At 32.4% G+C, this 21848-nt stretch carries 20 protein-coding genes; 5 read left to right on the top strand and 15 right to left on the bottom strand.

Annotated elements, in window-relative coordinates; translation table 11 throughout:
* Nucleotides 1-6 precede the first annotated feature (6 nt).
* The 9 genes from fabV to B3L86_RS05030 all read right to left on the bottom strand — a co-directional run bounded on the left by fabV (nucleotide 7) and on the right by B3L86_RS05030 (nucleotide 8326).
* On the bottom strand, nucleotides 7-1197 hold the full coding sequence (fabV, locus tag B3L86_RS05070) for an enoyl-ACP reductase FabV (protein ID WP_291115799.1): 1191 nt from the start codon (nucleotides 1195-1197) through the stop codon (nucleotides 7-9).
* Nucleotides 1198-1256: 59 nt separating this feature from the next.
* Nucleotides 1257-2909, bottom strand: a complete 1653-nt coding sequence (gene recN / locus B3L86_RS05065; RefSeq protein ID WP_291115796.1) for a DNA repair protein RecN — start codon at nucleotides 2907-2909, stop codon at nucleotides 1257-1259.
* Nucleotides 2910-2994: 85 nt separating this feature from the next.
* Nucleotides 2995-3882, bottom strand: a complete 888-nt coding sequence (locus B3L86_RS05060) for a DUF4835 family protein (protein ID WP_291115793.1) — start codon at nucleotides 3880-3882, stop codon at nucleotides 2995-2997.
* Nucleotides 3875-5089, bottom strand: a complete 1215-nt coding sequence (gene coaBC, locus B3L86_RS05055) for a bifunctional phosphopantothenoylcysteine decarboxylase/phosphopantothenate--cysteine ligase CoaBC (RefSeq protein WP_291115790.1) — start codon at nucleotides 5087-5089, stop codon at nucleotides 3875-3877. The genes B3L86_RS05060 and coaBC overlap by 8 nt, the downstream gene beginning before the upstream one ends.
* Nucleotides 5090-5093: 4 nt before the next feature.
* The gene (locus B3L86_RS05050; protein ID WP_188360871.1) at nucleotides 5094-5414 is read right to left on the bottom strand and encodes a DNA-directed RNA polymerase subunit omega; all 321 of its coding nucleotides are present in this window, start codon (nucleotides 5412-5414) and stop codon (nucleotides 5094-5096) included.
* 10 nt (nucleotides 5415-5424) lie between these two features.
* A complete protein-coding gene (locus tag B3L86_RS05045) occupies nucleotides 5425-6216 on the bottom strand; it encodes an outer membrane protein assembly factor BamD (RefSeq protein ID WP_291115785.1) in 792 nt (263 codons plus the stop codon).
* A gap of 174 nt (nucleotides 6217-6390) precedes the next feature.
* Nucleotides 6391-6900 carry a ferritin gene (locus B3L86_RS05040; protein ID WP_291115782.1) on the bottom strand — a complete coding sequence of 170 codons (510 nt, stop codon included), beginning with the start codon at nucleotides 6898-6900 and terminating at the stop codon, nucleotides 6391-6393.
* 23 nt (nucleotides 6901-6923) lie between these two features.
* A complete protein-coding gene (gene dapA, locus B3L86_RS05035) occupies nucleotides 6924-7805 on the bottom strand; it encodes a 4-hydroxy-tetrahydrodipicolinate synthase (protein WP_291115779.1) in 882 nt (293 codons plus the stop codon).
* A gap of 2 nt (nucleotides 7806-7807) precedes the next feature.
* Nucleotides 7808-8326: a DUF6913 domain-containing protein gene (locus tag B3L86_RS05030; RefSeq protein ID WP_291115776.1), complete on the bottom strand. Its 519-nt coding sequence runs from the start codon at nucleotides 8324-8326 to the stop codon at nucleotides 7808-7810.
* A 48-nt stretch (nucleotides 8327-8374) separates the two neighbouring features.
* Between B3L86_RS05030 and B3L86_RS05025 the strand changes: the two genes are divergently transcribed.
* Together B3L86_RS05025 and B3L86_RS05020 are read left to right on the top strand one after the other, a co-directional pair.
* A complete protein-coding gene (locus B3L86_RS05025) occupies nucleotides 8375-9154 on the top strand; it encodes a 5'-nucleotidase (protein ID WP_291115773.1) in 780 nt (259 codons plus the stop codon).
* Between the two features lie 7 nt (nucleotides 9155-9161).
* Nucleotides 9162-10076 (top strand): bifunctional metallophosphatase/5'-nucleotidase, encoded by a 915-nt coding sequence (locus B3L86_RS05020; RefSeq protein ID WP_291115771.1) that lies wholly within the window; start codon nucleotides 9162-9164, stop codon nucleotides 10074-10076.
* A gap of 17 nt (nucleotides 10077-10093) precedes the next feature.
* On the opposite strand, the gene B3L86_RS05015 is transcribed toward B3L86_RS05020, so the two are convergent.
* Both B3L86_RS05015 and B3L86_RS05010 read right to left on the bottom strand, forming a co-directional pair.
* Nucleotides 10094-10768 carry a hypothetical protein gene (locus B3L86_RS05015; protein ID WP_291115768.1) on the bottom strand — a complete coding sequence of 225 codons (675 nt, stop codon included), beginning with the start codon at nucleotides 10766-10768 and terminating at the stop codon, nucleotides 10094-10096.
* Between the two features lie 131 nt (nucleotides 10769-10899).
* The gene (locus B3L86_RS05010; RefSeq protein WP_291115766.1) at nucleotides 10900-11625 is read right to left on the bottom strand and encodes a bacteriorhodopsin-like; all 726 of its coding nucleotides are present in this window, start codon (nucleotides 11623-11625) and stop codon (nucleotides 10900-10902) included.
* 108 nt (nucleotides 11626-11733) lie between these two features.
* Between B3L86_RS05010 and B3L86_RS05005 the strand changes: the two genes are divergently transcribed.
* Nucleotides 11734-12633 carry a Brp/Blh family beta-carotene 15,15'-dioxygenase gene (locus B3L86_RS05005; protein WP_291115763.1) on the top strand — a complete coding sequence of 300 codons (900 nt, stop codon included), beginning with the start codon at nucleotides 11734-11736 and terminating at the stop codon, nucleotides 12631-12633.
* 29 nt (nucleotides 12634-12662) lie between these two features.
* Here B3L86_RS05005 and dnaK read toward each other — a convergent pair whose 3' ends face one another.
* The 3 genes from dnaK to B3L86_RS04990 all read right to left on the bottom strand — a co-directional run bounded on the left by dnaK (nucleotide 12663) and on the right by B3L86_RS04990 (nucleotide 18276).
* The gene (gene dnaK / locus B3L86_RS05000; RefSeq protein WP_291115760.1) at nucleotides 12663-14546 is read right to left on the bottom strand and encodes a molecular chaperone DnaK; all 1884 of its coding nucleotides are present in this window, start codon (nucleotides 14544-14546) and stop codon (nucleotides 12663-12665) included.
* 186 nt (nucleotides 14547-14732) lie between these two features.
* The gene (locus B3L86_RS04995) at nucleotides 14733-15758 is read right to left on the bottom strand and encodes a tetratricopeptide repeat protein (protein WP_291115757.1); all 1026 of its coding nucleotides are present in this window, start codon (nucleotides 15756-15758) and stop codon (nucleotides 14733-14735) included.
* A gap of 16 nt (nucleotides 15759-15774) precedes the next feature.
* Nucleotides 15775-18276, bottom strand: coding sequence for a M14 family zinc carboxypeptidase (locus tag B3L86_RS04990; protein ID WP_291115754.1), 2502 nt, complete (start codon nucleotides 18274-18276; stop codon nucleotides 15775-15777).
* 134 nt (nucleotides 18277-18410) lie between these two features.
* Here B3L86_RS04990 and B3L86_RS04985 point away from each other — a divergent pair, with 134 nt between their 5' ends.
* Both B3L86_RS04985 and B3L86_RS04980 read left to right on the top strand, forming a co-directional pair.
* Nucleotides 18411-19835, top strand: coding sequence for an L-serine ammonia-lyase (locus tag B3L86_RS04985; protein ID WP_291115751.1), 1425 nt, complete (start codon nucleotides 18411-18413; stop codon nucleotides 19833-19835).
* Between the two features lie 6 nt (nucleotides 19836-19841).
* Nucleotides 19842-20522, top strand: a complete 681-nt coding sequence (locus B3L86_RS04980; RefSeq protein ID WP_291115749.1) for a potassium channel family protein — start codon at nucleotides 19842-19844, stop codon at nucleotides 20520-20522.
* Nucleotides 20523-20533: 11 nt separating this feature from the next.
* Here B3L86_RS04980 and B3L86_RS04975 read toward each other — a convergent pair whose 3' ends face one another.
* Complete coding sequence (locus B3L86_RS04975; RefSeq protein WP_291115746.1) at nucleotides 20534-21601, bottom strand: outer membrane beta-barrel protein; 1068 nt, start codon at nucleotides 21599-21601, stop codon at nucleotides 20534-20536.
* Nucleotides 21602-21848 lie beyond the last annotated feature (247 nt).

The raw sequence follows: 21848 nt of genomic DNA, 5'->3' as shown, positions 1-21848 counted from the left end.
TAAAAATTATTCTATACTAGGAATTAAAGTCATCTCATCCGAATCTTTCAAATAATCTACTCCATCAAATCCAAAACCAAAAAGATTCAAGAAATCTTGCTTATATCCTGCAAGATCTCCTATGGCTGCCAAATTTTCTGTAGTGGATTCTACCCATAAAGCTGCTATTTGACTTTGAACATCATTACGCATTTCCCAATCATCAATTCTTATTCTTCCTTGTTCATCTGTTGGAATTTCATTACCATGATATAATCTATCACTATATAAACGCTGAATTTGCTCAATACAACCTTCGTGAATTCCTTCCGCTTTCATGATTTTATATAGTAACGAAATATATAACGGGATAACAGGAATTGCCGAACTCGCCTGAGTTACCAATGCCTTATTTACTGAGACAAATGCTTTGCCGTAAATTGACTTTAATTTATCTGTAATTTTAAATGCTGTAGCTTCCAAATCATCTTTAGCTCTTCCGATTGTTCCTTTTCTGTAAACGGCCTCAGTTACCGCTGGTCCGATGTAAGAATAAGCCAAAGTAGTTGCTCCTTCTGCTAATAAATTTGCTTCCGACAAAGCATCCATCCACATTGCCCAATCTTCTCCACCCATTACTACAACTGTATTATCAATATCTTCTTGATTGGCCGGTTCAATTGAAACTTGAGTCACATTCCCGGTATGAAAATCTACCGTTTTATTTGTAAAAGTTTGTCCAATTGGTTTCAAAACTGATCGATGTAACACACCGGTTTTTGGATGTAAACGAACCGGAGATGCCAAACTGTAAATTACCAAGTCAATTTGACCCAAATCTGCTTTTATCAAATCTAAAGTTTGTTGCTTAATTTCATCTGAAAAAGCATCTCCATTAATACTCTTAGCATACAAACCTGCTGCAGTAGCTTCTTTTTCAAATGCTGCAGAATTATACCATCCTGGTGTTGCTGTTTTTCCAGGGGCAGGTGGTTTTTCAAAAAACACACCAACCGTTGCAGCATCACATCCGAACGCACTTGATATTCTTGAGGCCAATCCAAAACCTGTGGATGCACCAACAACTAAAACACGTTTTGCTCCATCAATTTTTCCTTTTGATTTTACATAATTAATTTGATTTTTAACATTCTGAGCACAACCATCAGGGTGAGCTGTTAAACAAATAAATCCTCGCATTCTTGGTTCTATAATCATATGTATAAATTTTAAGGTTTACCCTTTTTGATAAAAGTTTAAATAGTTACTATTGTGAATTAATTCAATAAGGCTTTTGCATGATTTATTGCTGAATCTGATACGGATGAACCCGATAACATTTGTGCAATTTCAATTATTCTGTTTTCTGAATTTAATAATTCAATTTGAGTTTGCGTTGCATCATTAACACTGGTTTTATACACTTTGAAATGCTCATCCCCTTTTGCTGCAATTTGAGGTAAATGGGTTATAGCAAAAACTTGCATGTTCTTGCTCATTTCTTTCATTATCTCTCCCATTTTATCTGCAATTTCTCCGGAAACTCCTGTGTCAATTTCATCAAAAAGGATGGTTGGCAATTGCGAATAATTGGACAGCACTGCTTTTACAGCTAACATCAAACGAGACATTTCACCACCAGAAGCCACTTTTTTTAATGTCCCTAAATCAGAGCCTTTATTTGCAGAAAACAAAAATTGAATAGCATCTTGTCCAAAATTATTAAATGCAATGGTTTCTTCTAACTCAATTTTGATTTGAGCATTTGGCATTCCTAAAAGCTTCAAAACGTCAACCAATTGAGACTCTAATTTTGGAATATTAGCCAATCTGTTTTTTCTGATGTTTTGAGCTATTGAACGCAATTCATTCTTTAACGCTGAAATTTTTTCTTCCAATTGGCTTATTTCGCTTTCAAGTGCGGCAACAGAATCAACTTTAACTTCAAGTGAATTTTTAATTTCTAACAATTCCTCAATGGTTTGAACTTGATGCTTTTTTTGTAAAGAATAAATCAATTGTAATTTTGAATTAATGGATTCCAATTGTTCCGGTTCAAAAACAACTGCATCAGACAAAATGTTCATTTCATCTAAAATATCTTTAAATTCAATTTGAACAGAATCCAACCTTTCATGAATTTGAGCATAATGCTGTGAAATGGCACTTATTTTAAAAATAAGATTTTTTACTTCTTTTAGATTTTGTAAAATTCCGAATTGTTCATTATCAGATAGTGCAATTGCTTTTTCAAGCTGTTCTCTGATTAATTCAACATTTGATAGTTTGGACAACTCTTCTTCAAGTTCTTCCTGAATTCCAATTTTGAGGTCAGATGCAACCAATTCATTGTATAGAAAAGTAGTGTAATCTTGTTCTTTGAGTTGGCTTTGTAAAGAAAGTTTATGTTGTTCTAAATCGGATTCAAAACTCTTTAAAGTTTGCAATTTAGAGTAAAAATCTGCAACATTATTTTGCTGATTTGACAAAGCATCAATCATATCAAATTGATATTTTGACTCAGTAATTTCAAGGGTTTGATGTTGCGAATGAACATCTATCAGAAAAGCTCCTAATTCTGAAACTTGTTGAAGTGAAACCGGACTGTCATTAATAAAAGCTCTGGATTTTCCGTTTGGTAAAATTTCCCTTCTAATGATAGTTTGTTCTTCAAAATCTATATCATTTTCATCAAAAAACGAACGCAAATTATATTTTTCAATTTGGAAACCAGCTTCAACAATGCACTTTTCATCTTTATTTTTTAAGGAATTAAGATCGGCACGTTTCCCTAAGACCAAACCTAATGCACCTAATAGAATAGACTTTCCAGCACCGGTTTCGCCGGTAATGATTGAAAACCCTTTTGAAAAATCAATAGACAATTTTTCAATTAAGGCATAATTCTTTATAGATAAAGACGTTAGCATTTCATTTTGATTCAAAAAATCCAAATGCAATGTACTTAAAATCTATTAAAAAAATAACTATAAAATAAAGATTGTATGAACAAGTTTAAAACTTAACAGATGTCCACTTTGAAGAATTTAACGGCGATACACGATTTAAGTTATCTACTAAATCTGCAATATTCACAACAGGTCCACCAGAAAAAACAGAAACCACTTCGTCTGATTTGGTATCAAAAAACACACGTGTTAAAAAAGCATTTGGTCGCACATTGTGCACATTGCTCAAGTTCATAAGCGATGCTTTTATATTCTCTTTGCCTAATTTCAAATTATCTGCCATCAAGTCCAATCCTTTTGAATGATACTGAAACATGGTTTCTCTAATTGGATCAAAGGTATTTGACAATAAATCATTTACCAAAAAATGACGGTTTTGAAATCCATCAGATTGGCCCCATCCTTTATAACCGCCGGTTTGAGCAATTGCAGCGATTGCCTGAGCTTGTTCAAAATAACTTGTTCCTCCATTTAAGGTATAAGTATCCGCATCAACACCTAAAATGATGTAAACATAATACGCTAAAACAGACACTAAATTTGAATCAAATGAATTGGGATTAAAAAATAAATTTTCAAATTCAACATATCTAAAACTAAAATCCTTGTCATTAAAATTGAAAATTGGTGTGGAATACAAACTATTATAAACCGGTCTGGAAGCCTGTACTTGAATGGTTGCAGAAAATGCATTAGCATTGAATTCAGCCACATTGATAAACATGGAACATTCAATACGCTCATTTTGTTTGAAAGTTTGATTGGTCCATTTTGTTTTATTTACAAATTCATTTAACGATGTTTCCAATGTTTTAAAAATTTGCTGATTTGTCGCGGTTACACGATCTGAATTTATTTTAACTTCACAATTCAATTCCTGTGCAGAAATTGTTGTAAAACAAAAACATAAAAAAACTAGTATAACATTACGCATATAAATAGTGTATTACCTTATTTAAAATATCTTTTGCCACTTCTTCTTTAGATTTTAATGGCATGGCTTCTATTTTAAAATCTTTATCAATAAAAGTTACTTTATTGGTTGGCTGACCAAATCCGGCTCCTTTATCATTTAACGAATTTAAAACTATCAAATCTAAGTTTTTTTTCTGAATTTTCAATTTTGCATTTTCAATTTCATTTTCTGTTTCCAATGCAAAACCCACAACCAATTGCTTCTTTTTTCTCAAACTTAATGTTGCCAGTATGTCTGTTGTTTTTTCTAATTCAATAAAAAATGCATCATCCGACTTTTTAATTTTCTGTTGAGCTACATTTTTTGGTTTATAATCCGCAACTGCGGCTGCGGCAATAAACACATCTGATTCGTCAAAATGTTTGTTTGAAACTTCAAACATTTCAGCTGCATTTGTAACTCTAATCAACTGAATCCCTGAATTGGAAGGCTTTAATGATGTTGGTCCGGAAACCAAAACCACCTCTGCTCCTTGTTGAATTGCTTCTGCTGCAATATCAAATCCCATTTTTCCGGTTGCATGATTTCCTATAAAACGCACAGGATCTATTGCTTCGTATGTTGGACCGGCAGTAATTAGTATTTTTTTTCCTTTGAGTGGCAATTTCTGTGATAAATCGTTTTCAAGAAATGCAACAATATTCTCAGGTTCTGCCATTCTTCCTTCGCCTGAAAGTCCGCTTGCCAATTCTCCTGATTCAGCCGGAATTATAGTATTCCCGAATAATTTTAGTTTTGAAAAACTGGAAATTGTTGAAGGATGTTTATACATATCCAAATCCATTGCCGGAGCAAAATAAACCGGACATTTTGCAGACAAATAGGTAGCAATTAACAAATTATCGCAATTGCCATTTGCCATTTTAGATAGCGTATTTGCTGTAGCGGGAGCCACAAGCATTAAATCTGCCCACAAAGCTAAATCCACATGATTATTCCAGGAAGGATTTCCGTCTTCTTCTTCATTTAGAAATTCAGAATGAACAGGATTTTTTGATAACGTTGATAACGTTAGGGGTGTTACAAAATCTTTAGAGGCAGGAGTCATAATTACTTTGACTTCTGCCTCTGATTTTATTAATAATCGAACTAAGAATGCAGTTTTATAAGCGGCAATTCCACCAGAAACTCCTAGTAGTATTTTTTTCCCTTTTAAAACTGACATACGTTTAGTCTTGTGTAGTATCTCTAAAATAAATTTTACCGTCCATCCACTCTTGAACTGCTAAAGCGTGTGGTTTTGGTAATTTCTCATAGAATTTTGAAACTTCGATTTGTTCTTTATTTTCAAAAATTTCTTCTAAACTATCATTATATGTTGCAAATTCTTCCAATTTTTCAATTAATTCTTTTTTAATTTCAGAGTTAATTTGGTTGGCTCTTTTTGCCATGATTGTTATTGCTTCATAAACATTTCCAGTTGGAGCTTCAATTGCACTTTTATCATAAGTGATTGTATTTACCGTTGCATTGGTTTTCTTTAAATCCATGTTCGCTTCTTTATTTTGAAAATTGTGTTAAATCGTTATTTAGTCTGCTCAACATTTCGTCGGCTTCTTTTTTATATTTTGTTTCGCTATTGAACTTAATTAGTTTATCATAAGCCTCTTTAGCAATTTCAATACGTTCTTTCATCTTATATTCCACACTATTAATGGCTAAATGATAAGCTGAATCAAATTTGTAATACAACGCATCCTCTTTATATGGTGTTCCCGGATAATCTGAAATGAAATTCTCCAAAACAATTATAGCGGCTTTATAATCTCTGATTGTATTGTACTGTTTTGCAATTTCAAACGCTTTCTTTTCTAATTTTTCACGCAAATCTTTTGCCAAAGTGTTAGCTTGTGGAAAGTACTCAGAATTTGGATAATTATCAATAAAAGCTTGAAGTTTATCAATTGCTTTATAGGTATCGGTTTGATCTAAACTATAAATCGGAGACAATTGAGCATAACAAAAAGCTCCTAAATATGCTGCTTCTTCAATTTTTTCACTTTTGGGGTAAGCCGAAGCAAAACTTTCAAACTGATATCCCGCTAAATAATATTGTTTGGTTTTATATAAACTCTGTGAATACATATAAAACATTTTTTCAGCTTGAGGTTTTCCTCTGTAACTTGGTGCGATTTGTTCAAATAAACGAATTGCTTTGTTATATTTTCCGGCTTCATATTTTTTTTCTGCCATTGGATATTTAACCGCAACATCTTCGTTTTTTAATGCTTTTTGATATTCGCTACAAGAAGCAAGGAAAACAAGTAAAAATAACGCAACTAATTTATTCATTATACTATTTTGATTGTCTGATTTTTAAGGTATTATTTCTCTAAAAACCGAACTGCAAATTTAGTCATAATTAGCAGACTACAAAACATTTTTAGTTTTTGTTCGATTTTGAGTCAAAAAAACAAAAAAGATGCGAATAAGTCCGCATCTTTTAAGTAATGATTAACATGATTTTTATTTATCCTGTGGAATTGGACTAACAAAGTTTTTCATTTCGTTGTCAAAAAGATACAAACCACCTTTATCATCTCCAATAAGATTCACCTTATCAAGAATATATCGTGCATTTGCTTCTTCTTCAATTTGTTCTGCAACATACCATTGTAAAAAATTATGTGTTGCAAAATCTCTTTCATCTAAAGTGATTCCAACTAAATTGTTGATGCTTTCAGAAACTTTAATTTCATGTTCCAACAATTGTTTGAATAAGGTTTTATAATGTGTCAAATCTAAAGCAGGCTCCACCGTTGCAGAAACTTTTGCTTGTCCGCCTCTTTGATTAACATATTTTATTAATTTAAGCATATGCATTCGTTCTTCATCTGATTGGTTATACATAAAGGTTGAAATTCCTTCATAACCTTGAACTTCTGCCCATGAAGCCATGGCTAAATATACTTGCGACGAATCGCCTTCCATTTGAATTTGCTTATTTAACGCGTCTAAAACTTTTGCTGATAACATATTTTAATTTCTTAATTATTCAGCTAAATTACAATTTTCTCTACAAAATTTCTAATTCTGTTTGCTAAATCTTCGTTAACAGTCACAAGAGGTAATCGAACATAATTTTCTGATAAACCTAACGCCTTGAATACTTCTTTTATTCCGGCCGGATTTCCTTGTTCAAAAATCATATCAATAACATCTGCCAAAAGATAATGCAATTGATATGCTTCATCAACTTTTCGTTCTAATCCTAATCGAACCATTGCTGAGAATTGTTTTGGAAATCCTTCACCAATCACAGAAATCACACCCGCTCCTCCAGCTAAAACCATTGGCAATGTTACCATATCATCTCCTGAAATTACCAAAAAATCTTTTGGCTTGGTTTGAATTAATTTCATGACCTGAACAATATCTCCGGCTGCTTCTTTGATTGCAACAATATTTTTAAAATCATTGGCTAGTCTTATTACTGTTGAAGGCAACATATTACTTGCCGTTCTCCCCGGAACATTATATAAGATTATGGGTAATGGCGAAGCTTCAGCAATTGCTTTAAAATGCTGATAAATTCCTTCTTGTGTTGGTTTATTATAATAAGGTGAAACCGATAAAACTGCCGTAAAAGCAGACAAATCTCTGGTTTTTAATTCCTCAACAACTTGATGTGTATTGTTACCTCCTACACCTAAAACAAGGGGAAGCTTTCCATTGTTTGCTTCAACAACTGTATTGATAACCAATTCTTTTTCTTCTTGAGTTAAAGTAGCCGGTTCTCCTGTTGTTCCTAAAACTACCAGATAATCAATTCCTCCTTCAATTTGATAAGCAACGATTCGCTTAAGTGCTTCAACATCTACTGAAAAATCTTTTTTAAACGGAGTCACAAGTGCAACACCCGTTCCTATTAATGATTGCATATTTATAATTTATTAAGTATTCTTAAGTATTTTACTAATTCATCAACAAAAACAGCATAATCCTCTTGAGGTATGTCTATCATTAAATGAAAAAGTCTTTTGTCTATATTTGAAAATCCGGCTTTAAATTTTGCTTTTGAATTGTGGGTCACCAATAATAATGGTGCCTTTTTTTCTTGAAAATAACCAATCAACAAATCAAATTCTTTTGCTTTAAACTCACGAACTTCTTTTTTGTCAATTGTTCCAATCCAACTCACATCTTTTTTGCTGAAATGCAAATAATCAAGCTCTTCCTTCTTCTTATATTTATTTTTATAAGCAAGTAGGGTTATATTTTCTGATTGAAAACCGCTTTTAAGCAATGCTTTTACCAGATTTTCTTTTTCGCTAAAATCTGTTTCATCAATCAAAATTCCAACAGTTTTAATCTTACAATCAGAAACATCTGAATAACTATTAACTAACTTTTTCTTAATGATTCTTTTTGCAGAGAAATTCTTGAAAATTTTTAAAAACATATTACCTTTACTTGGTTACAAAATTATTTAATTAAAGTTGTTTTTTCGATGATAAAATTAAAAAACTACAGTATAGAAATGAAACATTTTGTGTTATTTATAACATTTTTGATTTTTATTTCCTGTAGCACCAATCAATACAATGTTTCAAAAATTGAAGGCCGCAAAATTGAAATCAACCAAGAATTACCAATTATTGCTGAATTCGAAACATTTATAAAACCTTACAGAGATCATATAAACAAAGATTTAGATAGTGTTTTGGCCTTTGCTCCTGAAACTTTAGACAAAAGCAAAGGACAATGGCAAACTAACATTGGTAACTTTATGGCTGATGTTTGTTTTGAGAAAGCTTCGATTCTTTTTGAGAAAAGACATCAAAAAAAAATAGACATCTGTCTGTTAAATCATGGCGGAATTCGTTCCATAATTCCAAAAGGATCAATTACTTCAAGAACCGCTTTTGAGGTTATGCCTTTTGAAAACAGCATTAATGTCATCGCATTAAAAGGAGCACAAATTGAAGAAATGGCAACTTATTTAATTTCAGAAAAAAAACCTCATCCGGTTTCCGGTTTAAAAATAAACATCAACGCTTCTAATGAAATTATTTCTATTCTTGTGAATGATAAAACGGTGAATAAATCACAGACCTATTATGTGGCCACTTCAGACTACTTATCAAATGGCGGTGACAACATGACTTTTTTTCAAAAAAACGAAGGTGTTTTTGACTTAGATTACAAAATCAGAAATGTACTCATTGATCACTTTAAAGAAGTTGACACTTTAAAAGTAAGCACAGAAAAAAGAATTATCATCAATTAAATTGATTATGAAAAGAAGAGAATTCATAAGAAACACCGTTGCAAGTTCTGCATTAGTTGGATTAGGAGGATTGAGTTTAAGTAGCTTTGAAACCTTAAAATCAAAACATTTAACAATTCTTCATACGAATGATGTACATAGTTATATTGATCCATTTCCGGCAGATCATCCCAGAAATCCAAACATGGGAGGTGTTTCCAGAAGAGCCGCATTAATTGAAAAAATAAAAAAAGAAAATCCGAATGTTTTACTTTTGGATGCCGGAGATAGTTTTCAAGGCACACCTTATTTTAACTACTTTGGTGGCGAATTGGAATTCAAACTAATGAGCATGATGGGTTATGAGGCCACAACAATTGGTAATCATGAATTTGATAACGGTATTGACGGATTAACGGCTCAAATTCCGCATGCTAATTTTAAATTTCTATCAGCCAATTACGATTTTAAGAATACGGTGTTGGATGGTTTTGTAAAACCCTATCATGTGTTTATTAAAAACGGAATTAGAGTAGGTGTTTTTGGATTAGGAGTTGAACTTGCCGGTTTAGTGGATAAAAAACATTACAAAGAAACGGTCTATAATAATCCGTTGGAAATTTCTCAGGACATGGTTTCTATTTTGAAAAATCAGGAAAAATGTGATATCATAATCTGCCTTTCTCACATTGGCTATCAATATAAAAATGAACCTGATAAAATTTGTGACGTAATATTGGCTCAAAAAACAAAAGATATTGACTTAATTATTGGTGGCCATACCCATACATTTTTAGACAAACCTTCTGTTTTTGAAAATGTAGAAGGAAACAAAGTTTTAGTAAATCAAGTGGGTTGTTACGGAATTAATTTGGGCCGAATTGATTTCTATTTAGACAATGATAAAAAGATAATTTCTCAAGGAAGATCAATCGTTGTTTGATTTTTTGTTGCAAGATATTATTTTTTTAACTCTAAAACTTCTGTTTTTTCCATGTCTATAATAAATTTATAGAAAGCAAAATAAGCAAAGATATTCAATGACATGGCTATTGGTCTAAATATCAAAAGATCAATATAAAATTTTTCTAGAAATATAATAAAATGTAACGTAACAAACGAAATCACACATATAAGCAACCAATAACTAAATGTGGAATGGTTCATGATATAATCAGACAGTGCTATACCTCCCAAAAGAGAAATCAAAATATTGTGAATTATAAGAATGTAGTAAATCTTTTTGGAAACTAAATCGGTATCAAAAAAAACATAAAAAAACAATAACATGAAAGGTATGGATGCCAAAATAATAGGCACATAATCTTTGATTTTTTTTATCTTCAAAATATAATAAATTGTGATTATTCTATGAATCACAAAAACCACTAAAGCTATAAAAATCAAGTTTAAGTGATTTGGAATAAATAAGACGTTTGTTACAAGAGAAGTTCCAATGGTAAGAAAGAACAAATAATCTTTCTTGTTTGAACTATACCAATAAAGCAACACTATAATGATTGACAAAGATGGTTTAAAAACATAAATTAGTGGCAAAATTTTAAAATACTCTGCCGTTATTTCAACTAATGAAACAAATAAAAGAATACTAGTTAAAAGTTTTACCTTATTCATTTTTAACTTAATAATAATTTATGAATAAAGTTATTAATTTTTCAATCAATTATGAATAATAATATATATTTTTAAATAAAAAAACCGAGTCTTTCTAAAAACTCGGTTTTAAAAACATTTTTTTAAGGATTTTATTTACTTGATTTAACAGCCAAAGAATAGATTACTAAACCAAAACCAATTTTGTTAATTGCATCGGCAATGTTATAAACTACATCAATGTTTAAATTTAAACCGTGTAAACCGCTATACCAGCCGTCTGTTCCTAACATATATCCCAAAGGATAAATGGACCATCCAACCAATACAAACCAACATAAAATTTTGTGAGCAGCTAATACATCTCCTCCGGCTTCTTTAGCTAATTTTGCAGCTGTTCCTAACCAAATGTCATAAACAATTACAAAATAAGCAACTCCTGAAAGAAGACCCCAAAGCCAAGCATTGTCTCTATCAACTGCTTCTCCAAAGTAACCTGTAACTAACATGATGATTGAAAAACCTATCATTCGCCACAATAACGATTGTTTTGCACCGGCAATTTTTAGGATTAAATAAAACTCAAGACACATTAATGGCACAGTTAACACCCAATCTACATATCTAAAAAATGTAGGAGATTCCATGTGTGCTGCCCAATAATCTCTCATATAAAAATAATGAACTGCGGCAATGAATGTAATCAAGCCGGAAACTAAAACTGAAGTACGCCACTTTTTGTCAAATTGACTTAATGACAAAAAGAAAAAAGCTGATGCAGCCATCATAGCCATACAGCCAACAAAAAAAGTAAAACCTACATAATCAGTAGGATCTAACTTCGGAACTAAGTCCGCAACTAACATAAAGTTTTTCATAAAAAAAGTTTTAAGAATTTTGTTTAAACAAATTTATAAAACTTTAAACAAATAAAATGTATTTTGTTTAATTTTTTTTGATTAATTTTAAACAAAAATAAATTCAACATGGCAAAACTTACCAATTTCTCAATAGTTGCTAGCTTTTTGGGGTTATGGATAAATTCATTTCTTGATGAGAATTTTCAATTAATTATAGGATTTATTTTAATTTTTTCATTCGGAATACTTCATGGAGCGAATGACCTATTGCTTATCAACAGATCAAAATCAAAAAATAACAGCATTACTTTCTATAAAATTTTGTCTTACTATATAATTGTAGTTTTACTTGGTGCCCTATTATTTTATTTTATACCAATAGTAGCTTTGCTATTATTCATACTAGTTAGTGGGTATCACTTTGGGGAGCAACATTGGCAAATTGAATTGTCTGATGGGAGTAAACCTATCAACTTATTATTTCATCTATTCTATGGACTACTCCTATTAAGTATGTTGTTCATTTTTCATGTCAATGAAGTCCAAAGAATTATCTCTGCTATTTCTAACATAACTATTCCTTCTGAATTCATCACAAGCTTTTTTTATGTTTCATTAGGTTGCTTTCTAACACTAGGTGTTGTGAAATTTATAAGTTTAAAAAAACTTCAAAAGTTGATGCTGCAAGAATTGCTGTTTTTATTAGTTTTTGCTATCATTTTTAAAACATCATCACTTATCTGGGGATTTACTTTGTACTTTATATTTTGGCATAGCATTCCATCGATGAAAGATCAAATTGATTTTCTTTATGGTTCTTTTTCATTTGAGAATTTTAAAGCCTATTTAAAGTCTGCATTCGTATATTGGATTATTTCACTTGCAGGAATTTTTACACTATACTTTATTTTTAGAAACGACTACTTTTTTGATGCTTTATTTTTTTCAATTTTAGCAGCCATCACTTTTCCGCATGTTTGGGTGATTGTGACAATGTTTAAAAACAAAAAAAGCGAACTAAATTAGTTCGCTTTTTTGTCTTTATAATAGAGAAATTATTTCACTTCTTCGAAGTCAACATCTTGTGTTTGATCACCACCTGCATTTGCCGGTTCAGCTTGCTGAGCTCCTTGAGTATCTTGTGCCTTATACATTTCTTCTGAAGCATTTTTCCAAGCTTCATTGATTTTGTCTAAAGCGGGTTGAATCATCGTAATTTCTTTTGTCTCATAAGCTGCTTTCAACTCGTTCAAAGCTGCTTCGATTGATTGCTTATTAGTATCTGACAATTTTTCTCCGTATTCTTTTAATTGACTTTCAGTTTGGAAAATCATTCCGTCTGCTTCGTTCAATTTATCCACTTTTTCTTTAGCGATTTTATCTGCTTCTGCATTAATTTCCGCTTCTTTTTTCATTCTTTCAATTTCTTCCGGAGTTAATCCTGAAGAAGCTTCGATACGAATATCATGTGATTTTCCGGTTCCTTTATCCGTTGCTGAAACTTTGATGATACCATTTGCATCAATGTCAAAAGTCACTTCAATTTGAGGAACACCTCTTGGAGCCGGCGGAATTCCGTCTAAATGGAAACGACCAATTGTTTTGTTGTCATTTGCCATTGGTCTTTCTCCTTGCAACACGTGAATTTCAACAGAAGGTTGGTTATCAGCAGCAGTAGAGAAAACTTGTGATTTTTTAGTTGGGATGGTTGTGTTTGACTCAATTAATTTTGTCATTACACTTCCCATTGTTTCAATTCCTAAAGATAAAGGTGTAACGTCTAACAACAATACATCTTTTACATCACCGGTTAAAACACCACCTTGAATAGCTGCACCAACTGCAACCACCTCATCAGGATTTACACCTTTTGATGGTTTTTTTCCGAAGAATTTTTCAACTTGTTCTTGAATAACAGGCATTCTTGTTGAACCACCTACAAGGATTACTTCATCGATATCTGATGTTGACAAACCTGCATCTTTCAATGCTTTTGCAACAGGTTCCATAGAACGTTTTACTAAAGTTTCAGCCAATTGCTCAAATTTAGCTCTGGTTAATGTTTTTACTAAGTGTTTTGGTCCGCTTGCTGTAGCCGTAACATACGGCAAGTTGATTTCTGTTTGCGTAGAAGATGATAATTCAATCTTAGCTTTTTCAGCTGCTTCTTTCAAACGTTGCAATGCCATTGGGTCTTTACGTAAATCAACACCTTCTTCGCTATTGAATTCATTGGCCAACCAATCGATGATTACTTGGTCAAAATCGTCACCACCTAAATGAGTATCTCCATTTGTTGATAATACTTCAAAAACGCCATCACCTAATTCAAGTACAGAAATATCAAATGTACCTCCACCTAAATCGTACACCGCAATTTTTTGATCTTTACCAGCTTTATCCAAACCATAAGCTAACGCAGCAGCAGTTGGTTCGTTGATAATACGCATAACTTTTAAACCTGCAATTTCACCTGCTTCTTTTGTAGCTTGACGTTGAGCATCATTAAAATAAGCAGGAACAGTGATAACCGCTTCCGTTACTGTTTGACCTAAATAATCCTCAGCCGTTTTTTTCATTTTTTGAAGTGTCATGGCTGACAATTCTTGTGGCGTATACAAACGGCCGTCAATATCAACACGTGGTGTATCATTGTCACCTTTAACTACTTTGTAAGCAACGTTTCCGGCTTCTTTTGCACTTTCAGAATATTTATTACCCATAAAACGTTTGATAGACGCAATGGTTTTGGTTGGATTAGTCACCGCTTGTCTTTTTGCAGGATCTCCTACTTTAATTTCGCCACCTTCCACAAAAGCAATTACTGATGGGGTTGTTCTTTTACCTTCAGCATTTGCAATTACTACCGGTTCTCCACCTTCCATAACGGATACACAAGAGTTGGTAGTTCCTAAATCGATTCCAATTATTTTACTCATAATTTTTTTATTTGATGTCTTTTTTTAATTCGTTTTTTACAACTTGTTTTGCTAAATGACAAGGATTGTGCCAACTAAGGAAATCAAAAACAAATGTCATATTTTAACTGACGTATCAGAAAAAATATGACATTATGACATTTTTTTTGGATGTGAAAATTGACAACTCATCGAGTAATCAAATAATCAAATCTTCACTTTATATGTTTTCAACCAAAAATATAATTTTTCAATTTGAATTGGATTATCAATCAACCATTGTTTGTTGTCAGGATCATTTTTAGTTTGATAAATTTGATTTGAAAATGCTTCATACATCGGTTTATCTTGAACTAACTCGTAGAAAAAATCTACATAAAAATCCCAATAAAATCCTTTTTTATCTTTACGTTGCTCGCCTAAAATTTTAAAAAAAGAAGCATTTGAATCTGAAAAAATTTCAAATTCAGACTTGTTCTCATTGATTTCTGTTGTTTTGGCTGCTTCTAATAAGGACAACATCATTTCTGCAGTTCCAAAATCATTTTTATCAAAATTAGAATTGATATTTATAGTAATGTTTTTACTGTCTTCTCTTCGAACATTTTGCTTTTGTTGTTGTTCAATCAGTTTAAATACCTGATCGGCTCTATTTCCGGTTGGCTCCAAAATCAAAAAGTAAAAGAATGACAGTAACGATTTACTTCTTTCTTTTTGATCACTTTTCAAATAACCCAATAACATGTGACTACTGGAATGAAAAGGATTTACTTTTATTCCGCTTAGTAATGCCGATTCCGCATCATCAAATTTTCTAAGGTTATAAGATGTCAGTGCTAAACTATAATATAGCTGATGATAATCAGAATTGAACTTTATTCCCTGTTTGAAAGTTTTTATTGCTTTTTCAGGTTTTCCAAGATAATCTTCACAAGCTCCCTTAACTAAATATGCTAAATGACTTATTTCAGACTTGGATTTGATAACAACATCACAATGTTTAATTGCTTTCTCATATTCTTTTATTGATGAATAAGTTAATGCTATTTCATAATTTGCATCAGCATTTTTGGAATCATCCTTTAAGATACTCTCATAAACTTGTATGGCTTCTTTGTAGTTACCTTCTTCATGCAGAGCAACACCTTGATCTATTCGCTCTTGAACGGTTTGCGAAAATCCGAATAAAAACAAAAAAAAGCAACCTAAAGAACATAGTGTTTTCTTTCTCATAAATTTTAGATTAAAATTAATCCACTAAAAACAACGCATTACTAAATAATAAATTTCCATTTTCCCAAAATCCTCTAAATAAGGGATTGTCTATCATGTAAATCACTTTTCCGGAACCTTTATAATCAATGGCAAATGTGACTGAATCTTCAATCGATTTTTTTAGCTTGTTTCCAATAAAACCAAAACTCAAGTAGTTTTTAGGAACATAAATCACATTTTGAGCATTCTTTAATAATTTGAAATTTCTATCGGAAGTTTTCAAACTAAAATAATTATCTCCTAATCCAAATGCCAAAGGATGTGTTTTATCCAATCTGTTTTCAATAATGGCACCCGGAATAAAACTAGAAATAGACCTTCTTTCATAACCTTCAAAATCTAAATAACGATTTTTTAATTGCTCCTCTTCTTTGGCTTTTTGAGCTGCTGTTTTTTCATCCTCTGTTGCAAAAGCCGTCAAACCATAACCTTCTCTATCTTCAAAAAAGTTCAACGCTCCATCAATAGCAATTACTTTTCCGCCTCTATCCACAAAATCATCAATTCGTTTTTTCTGAATATCTGTTAAATTATACCAACCATCAGGCATAATTAAAGTGGTATAATCAGCTAAATTTATTCTATTAAAATTTGCTACCTCAACAATACTCAACGGATATTCCACCACTTGGTCCATATAAAACCAAACTTGTCCAAAATCAATATTGCTAACACCAGTTCCTCCTAAAACCAAAACTTTCGGTGCATTTAACAAAGGATAATTTTCGCCTCCAAGGTCGCCTCCTTTTTCTCCAAAACCACTTTCCAACAAGGCATAATCTGATTTTTCTTGTATTAATTTTGCAACAACACTATCAAAATTTTCAACTTTAGAATTATCGCCTTTGGTAATAATTAGTCCGCCTCTTTCAATTTTTTGATTTCCAAATAAAATGTCTTTTTTGGCATAGCGTACTTTAATTTTATTTTGATGCAATTGACTCAAAACTCTAGCTGATATTCTATCATTCCATGGCACATAAAACGCATAAACAGAAGTTTTTGGTTCTTTAGATTTTATATCAATCTTACTTTTAGTCTTTAAAGACAAAGGTGTTTTTACTGCATAACTCTCAACTCCGTATGCCAAAGGAAGTGCCCAAGCGGTGATATCATACGACAAACTATCGGACAATTTGTGATGTGGTTCAAACAAAACTTGAGTTAAAACAGCACGAGGTTGATTTACAGAAACAATTATATCATTGGGCTCAATAGTAAATGCTTTCTCTTTGTTGGATTGATAATGATAACCTGATACTTTTCGGGTTTCATCAGCAAAAGTGCTTTCAATTCTGTTTCTATTTAATAATGTTAGTAATTCATAATTTTTTGAATTATTTTTAATTACATAGGTTTGGTATTTTCCTTTAGGTTTTGAACGACTGTCTTTAAAATAATTTCTAAATTCTTTTCGCAACGTTTCTTTCAATACATACGATAACTCTACTGCTGCTAAAATGGCTGTTTTGTGATGATCAATTCTATCTTGAATGGTCAAAATATCGCCATTTTTAAGCGAAACGGCTCTGCCTGCTCCAATACCTCCTTGTTCATAGGTCATTCCGATGGCTCCGTTAAAACTTGGATAGGTGTCGCCATAACTCGGATAAAACAAATCAAATCGTTCTCCGGAATAATACATCCAGCCTTCTTTATCAAATTTTTTGGAAGTCAACTCCCCTATTTTTTTATGAAAATCTCTTTGAAACGGTGTAATTTGTTCATGAAAAGGTTCGGCTGCCGGTGGAAAAAAGTAAGGCTCATTGAATCCCATTTCGTGCACATCAACATGAACCATTGGCATCCATTCGTGATACAAATTCATTCGCAATTGCGTCTCTAACTGTGTTTGCCAAGCCCAATCTCTATTTAAATCATACACATAATGATTTTGACGACCGCCTGGCCATGGTTCCATATGTTCACGATCGGTTAATCCGGGATGTGTTTTTTTTCCTGAAATATCACGAAGCCAATTGGCATATCGCGAAAAACCATCGGGATTTAAACACGGATCTAATATGACAACGGTATCTTCTAACCATTTTTTTGTAGTTGCATTATTTGGGTTAATCAATTCGAATGCAATGGCAAGCGAACTTTCAATAGCTCCGATTTCATTGCCATGAACATTAAAACTTAACCAAATTACATTAACTTCTTTGTAGCCGGATGATTTTGAAGGAAACAAACCTATTTCATTCAAATGATTTTTTCGAATGGTTTCTAAATTCTTTAAATTTTCAGGAGTAGAAATAAAATAGGCATTCAAATTACGCTCTTGAGTAGTCTGACCATACTTTTGATGTTTTATCCAATCTGAATTTTTAGTTAAATGCGTAAAATAATCTTCAACTTGGTGATAAAAAGTTACTTGCTTCCCATAATTTGGCAAATAATCTGTGGGCGATTGCAATTGAGAAAACACTGAAGTACAAACCAATAGCAAAAGTAGAGACAGAATTCTATTCATAATTAAAATTTTAGAACCCAAATATAAGTTATTTTCTAAACCATAGAACTAAAGCGATTTGTAATTTCAACTTTACATCCCTTAGTTTTAGTACAAACTAAATACTATATTTGCTCTACTAAATCGTTTGCGTTATGGAAGAATGTATTTCTGTTTTTGATATGCTTAAAATTGGTGTTGGACCATCGAGTTCGCACACGCTCGGACCGTGGAGAGCGGCCGAACGTTTTTTGGCCGAATGTAGAGCAGGAAATATGCTGAATCAAGCTGTTAGAATAAAAACAGACTTATATGGTTCGCTTTCCTTAACGGGAAAAGGACACGCCACCGATTTAGCAATACTATTAGGACTAAGCGGACAAGATCCGGAAACCATCCCGATTGCTGACATTGATGGGATTGTTCAAACCGTAAAAACGTCCAAAAAAATCAATTTAGGAAATGAAATTCTGGTAGATTTTGATTTTGAAAAAGATATTGTTTTCAATAGAAATTTCCTCCCTTTTCATGCCAATGGATTGACTTTTACTTTGTTCACATCAGATAAAGAATTTAGTGAAACTTATTTTTCTATTGGTGGCGGATTTGTGGTAAAAGAAGAACGAACCAATGCGAAGAAGAAATTAGAAATAAAATGTGCTTTCCCCTATCCTATTCAAAAAGCAGATGAATTATTAGACTATTGTAAAAAAGAAAATAAATCGATTTCTGAAATTGTCTATGAAAACGAAAAATCGATGCGTTCCGAAGAAGAAATTAACCACGAGTTAATGCGAATTTGGGATACAATGTTAGAATGCATTTATATCGGTTGTCATTCCGAAGGAATTTTGCCCGGCGGATTAAACGTTCGACGAAGAGCATTTGATATGCACGAAGGTTTGAAAGGAAATCTTCCTTATTCCAATCCGCAGGAATGGCTGGAAACCATCAGAAAAACAGAAGTTAAGTTTCGTCAAATTCTAAAATGGGTAAGCTGTTTTGCATTGGCGGTGAATGAAGTAAATGCCGCTTTAGGTCGGGTTGTCACTGCTCCAACCAATGGTAGTGCTGGTGTTATTCCTGCTGTTTTGATGTATTATTTAGTAATTGAAAACCACGAAGCCGGAGAAAAAGAAATCAAACAATTTTTATTAGTTGCGGGAGAAATTGGCAGTATTTTCAAAAAAGGAGCTACCATTTCTGCCGCAATGGGTGGATGTCAAGCTGAAATTGGCGTATCGAGTGCAATGGCCGCAGCAGCATTATGTGAATTGATGGGCGGAACTCCTGCTCAGGTGACGATGGCTGCCGAAATTGCGATGGAACATCATTTAGGAATGACGTGTGACCCAATTGGAGGTTTGGTTCAAATTCCGTGTATCGAACGCAATACGATGGGTGCGATAAAAGCGATTAATGCGGCTGAATTAGCTTTGGAAACCGATGCTTTAAATGCAAAAGTTCCGTTAGATAAAGTAATCAACACCATGTGGGAAACCGCCAAAGATATGAACTCCAAATACAAAGAAACCAGTGAAGGTGGATTGGCGGTTGGAGTGAATTTGGCTGACTGCTAAACTATTATGATAATAGATTTCTTCAAAAAAATCAAAAAATTCTGGCTGTCTGATACCAGTTTCATCAGTTTACTGATTGTTTTGTTGTGTCTAAATTTTATTGTTCCGATTTTAATTGATGCAAAAATCATTGGAGAATATTCACTCAATGCGATTTACCTTTTTCTTTTTTTAATTGGAATTTTTTCGTCAGATCACTTATGGTTTAAAGTATTAACGATAAGTTTCTTTTTGCTTCAGGTTATCTTACGATTCATTCGTTTTAGTGATTCGGATAGCGAATTCTATTTTTGGGAACAAGTCGTAATGCTAATGAACCTAATTTTACTGATTATTGTCAACTTAAAATTACTTTTCAGAGATAAAGAAATCACCTATTACAGAATCATTGGTGCGGTAAATGTTTATTTAATGTTGGGTTTGATTGGGGTTTCACTATTAGAACTTATTCATCTAGTCTTCGGAAATTCCCTAGAAGGTGGATGGAAACCCGACGAAGAAACACTCAATTTTCCTAACTTTATTTATTACAGCATGACCAGCTTAACTACTGTTGGTTATGGCGATTTAATCCCAACCAATGCGGCAGCACGAATGACTTCAGTCTTTTTGTCTGCTGTTGGAATTTTATATCCTGCTGTGGTAATTTCTAATCTTATTTCTACGGGGATGGCGAAGAAAAAATAGAAAGAAAAAAATTAAAATTCAAAACACATACTTGTAGTTATGAAGAAATTATTATCAACTATTTGATTGTTTTTCAAAAAAATTGATTCTTCAGACTTTAACCAACGGGCTTCCATTCGGATTTTTACATTTTTAGTTGGTAAAAAATCTACATTGAGCGAATTTCCAAAAGTTTTGAAGGCCATATCATTTACATTAATTATCACATTGTTTTCATCTTGATAATATTCTGTTCGAAAGGCAGTTTGCCATTTAGAATTAAAAGAATATTGAGCGATAAAAACCGGGCTGAACCAATTTTCATAATTTTCACCAATACTTGATTTTTGCACTCCAACATCAAAACCGGCAATAGTTCGCCAACTTCCATTCCATTGATAATCAAAATACAAATTACTGAAATAACGAGTTTTTAGACCAAATTCAGTTGGTTCATCTCCAATAAAAGTACTCCAATTAAAGGTTGCATTTTCTATGGGTTTAAACGTAATTTGAGAACCAAAAGCCGGAAGTGCTGATTTTTCAAGTTTAGAAATTCGTTGCCAACCATTGGTCAAAAGTGTGGTAAAAGTCCATTTTTCAGAAGGTTGAAATTGGTATTTTATCCCTGTTATAAAATAAGGTGAATTTTCAGCCAACATCGAACGGGTCAATGTCAAATTGGAAGATGATGTAGCTGTTTCAAAACCGATGTAACTTGGCATAATTCCCATTTCAATAGCGTGCTTTCTTTTATCATCTAAATAAATTCCAACAATTGCCTCGCTAATGAATTTTATATCTTCGGCAGCATAATTATCTTCTACGTATGTACCTGAATGAAGAGCGAAAGAAGCATAGACATTTTCATAATTTGCTTTTACTCTCAGCAACGCATTATTGATGTTAAATTCATTATGTCGATTGTAATTGTATAGAAAAGGAATCTTCTGATTTTCTGATGGTTGATTAAAATCATACACATAGTAACTTTCTATAAATCCCGAAAAATCAATCTTCAACGAATCTATTGTTTGGGCTTTTCCTGTAAAAGAAAAAACTAATAGTAACGGTAAACTAAACTGCCAAATCTTCTTCATTTTTATGTGCTTTTTGTTGTTTTTTTGCTAAAAGTGCAAATCCAAATTTCACCTAGCAAAGATACGGCAGGGTTTATAAATAGAATATAAAATAGTAAGGGAGAAGTATAAAGATTTTATAAAGATTAATGCAAATTCAATTTAAAATAAGCTGCACAAGTTCCAAATCCGATAATAAAGGGAGTGTTCAATAAACTGTGTCATTTTATTTTATTCTATCACTAAAATACACATTTAAATCATTTTG

Source organism: Flavobacterium sp. UBA6135 (assembly GCF_002428305.1).
Taxonomy (GTDB): Bacteria; Bacteroidota; Bacteroidia; order Flavobacteriales; family Flavobacteriaceae; genus Flavobacterium.
The sequence above is the reverse complement of the archived record's forward strand: the minus strand, read 5'-3'. Positions and strand labels throughout refer to the sequence as shown.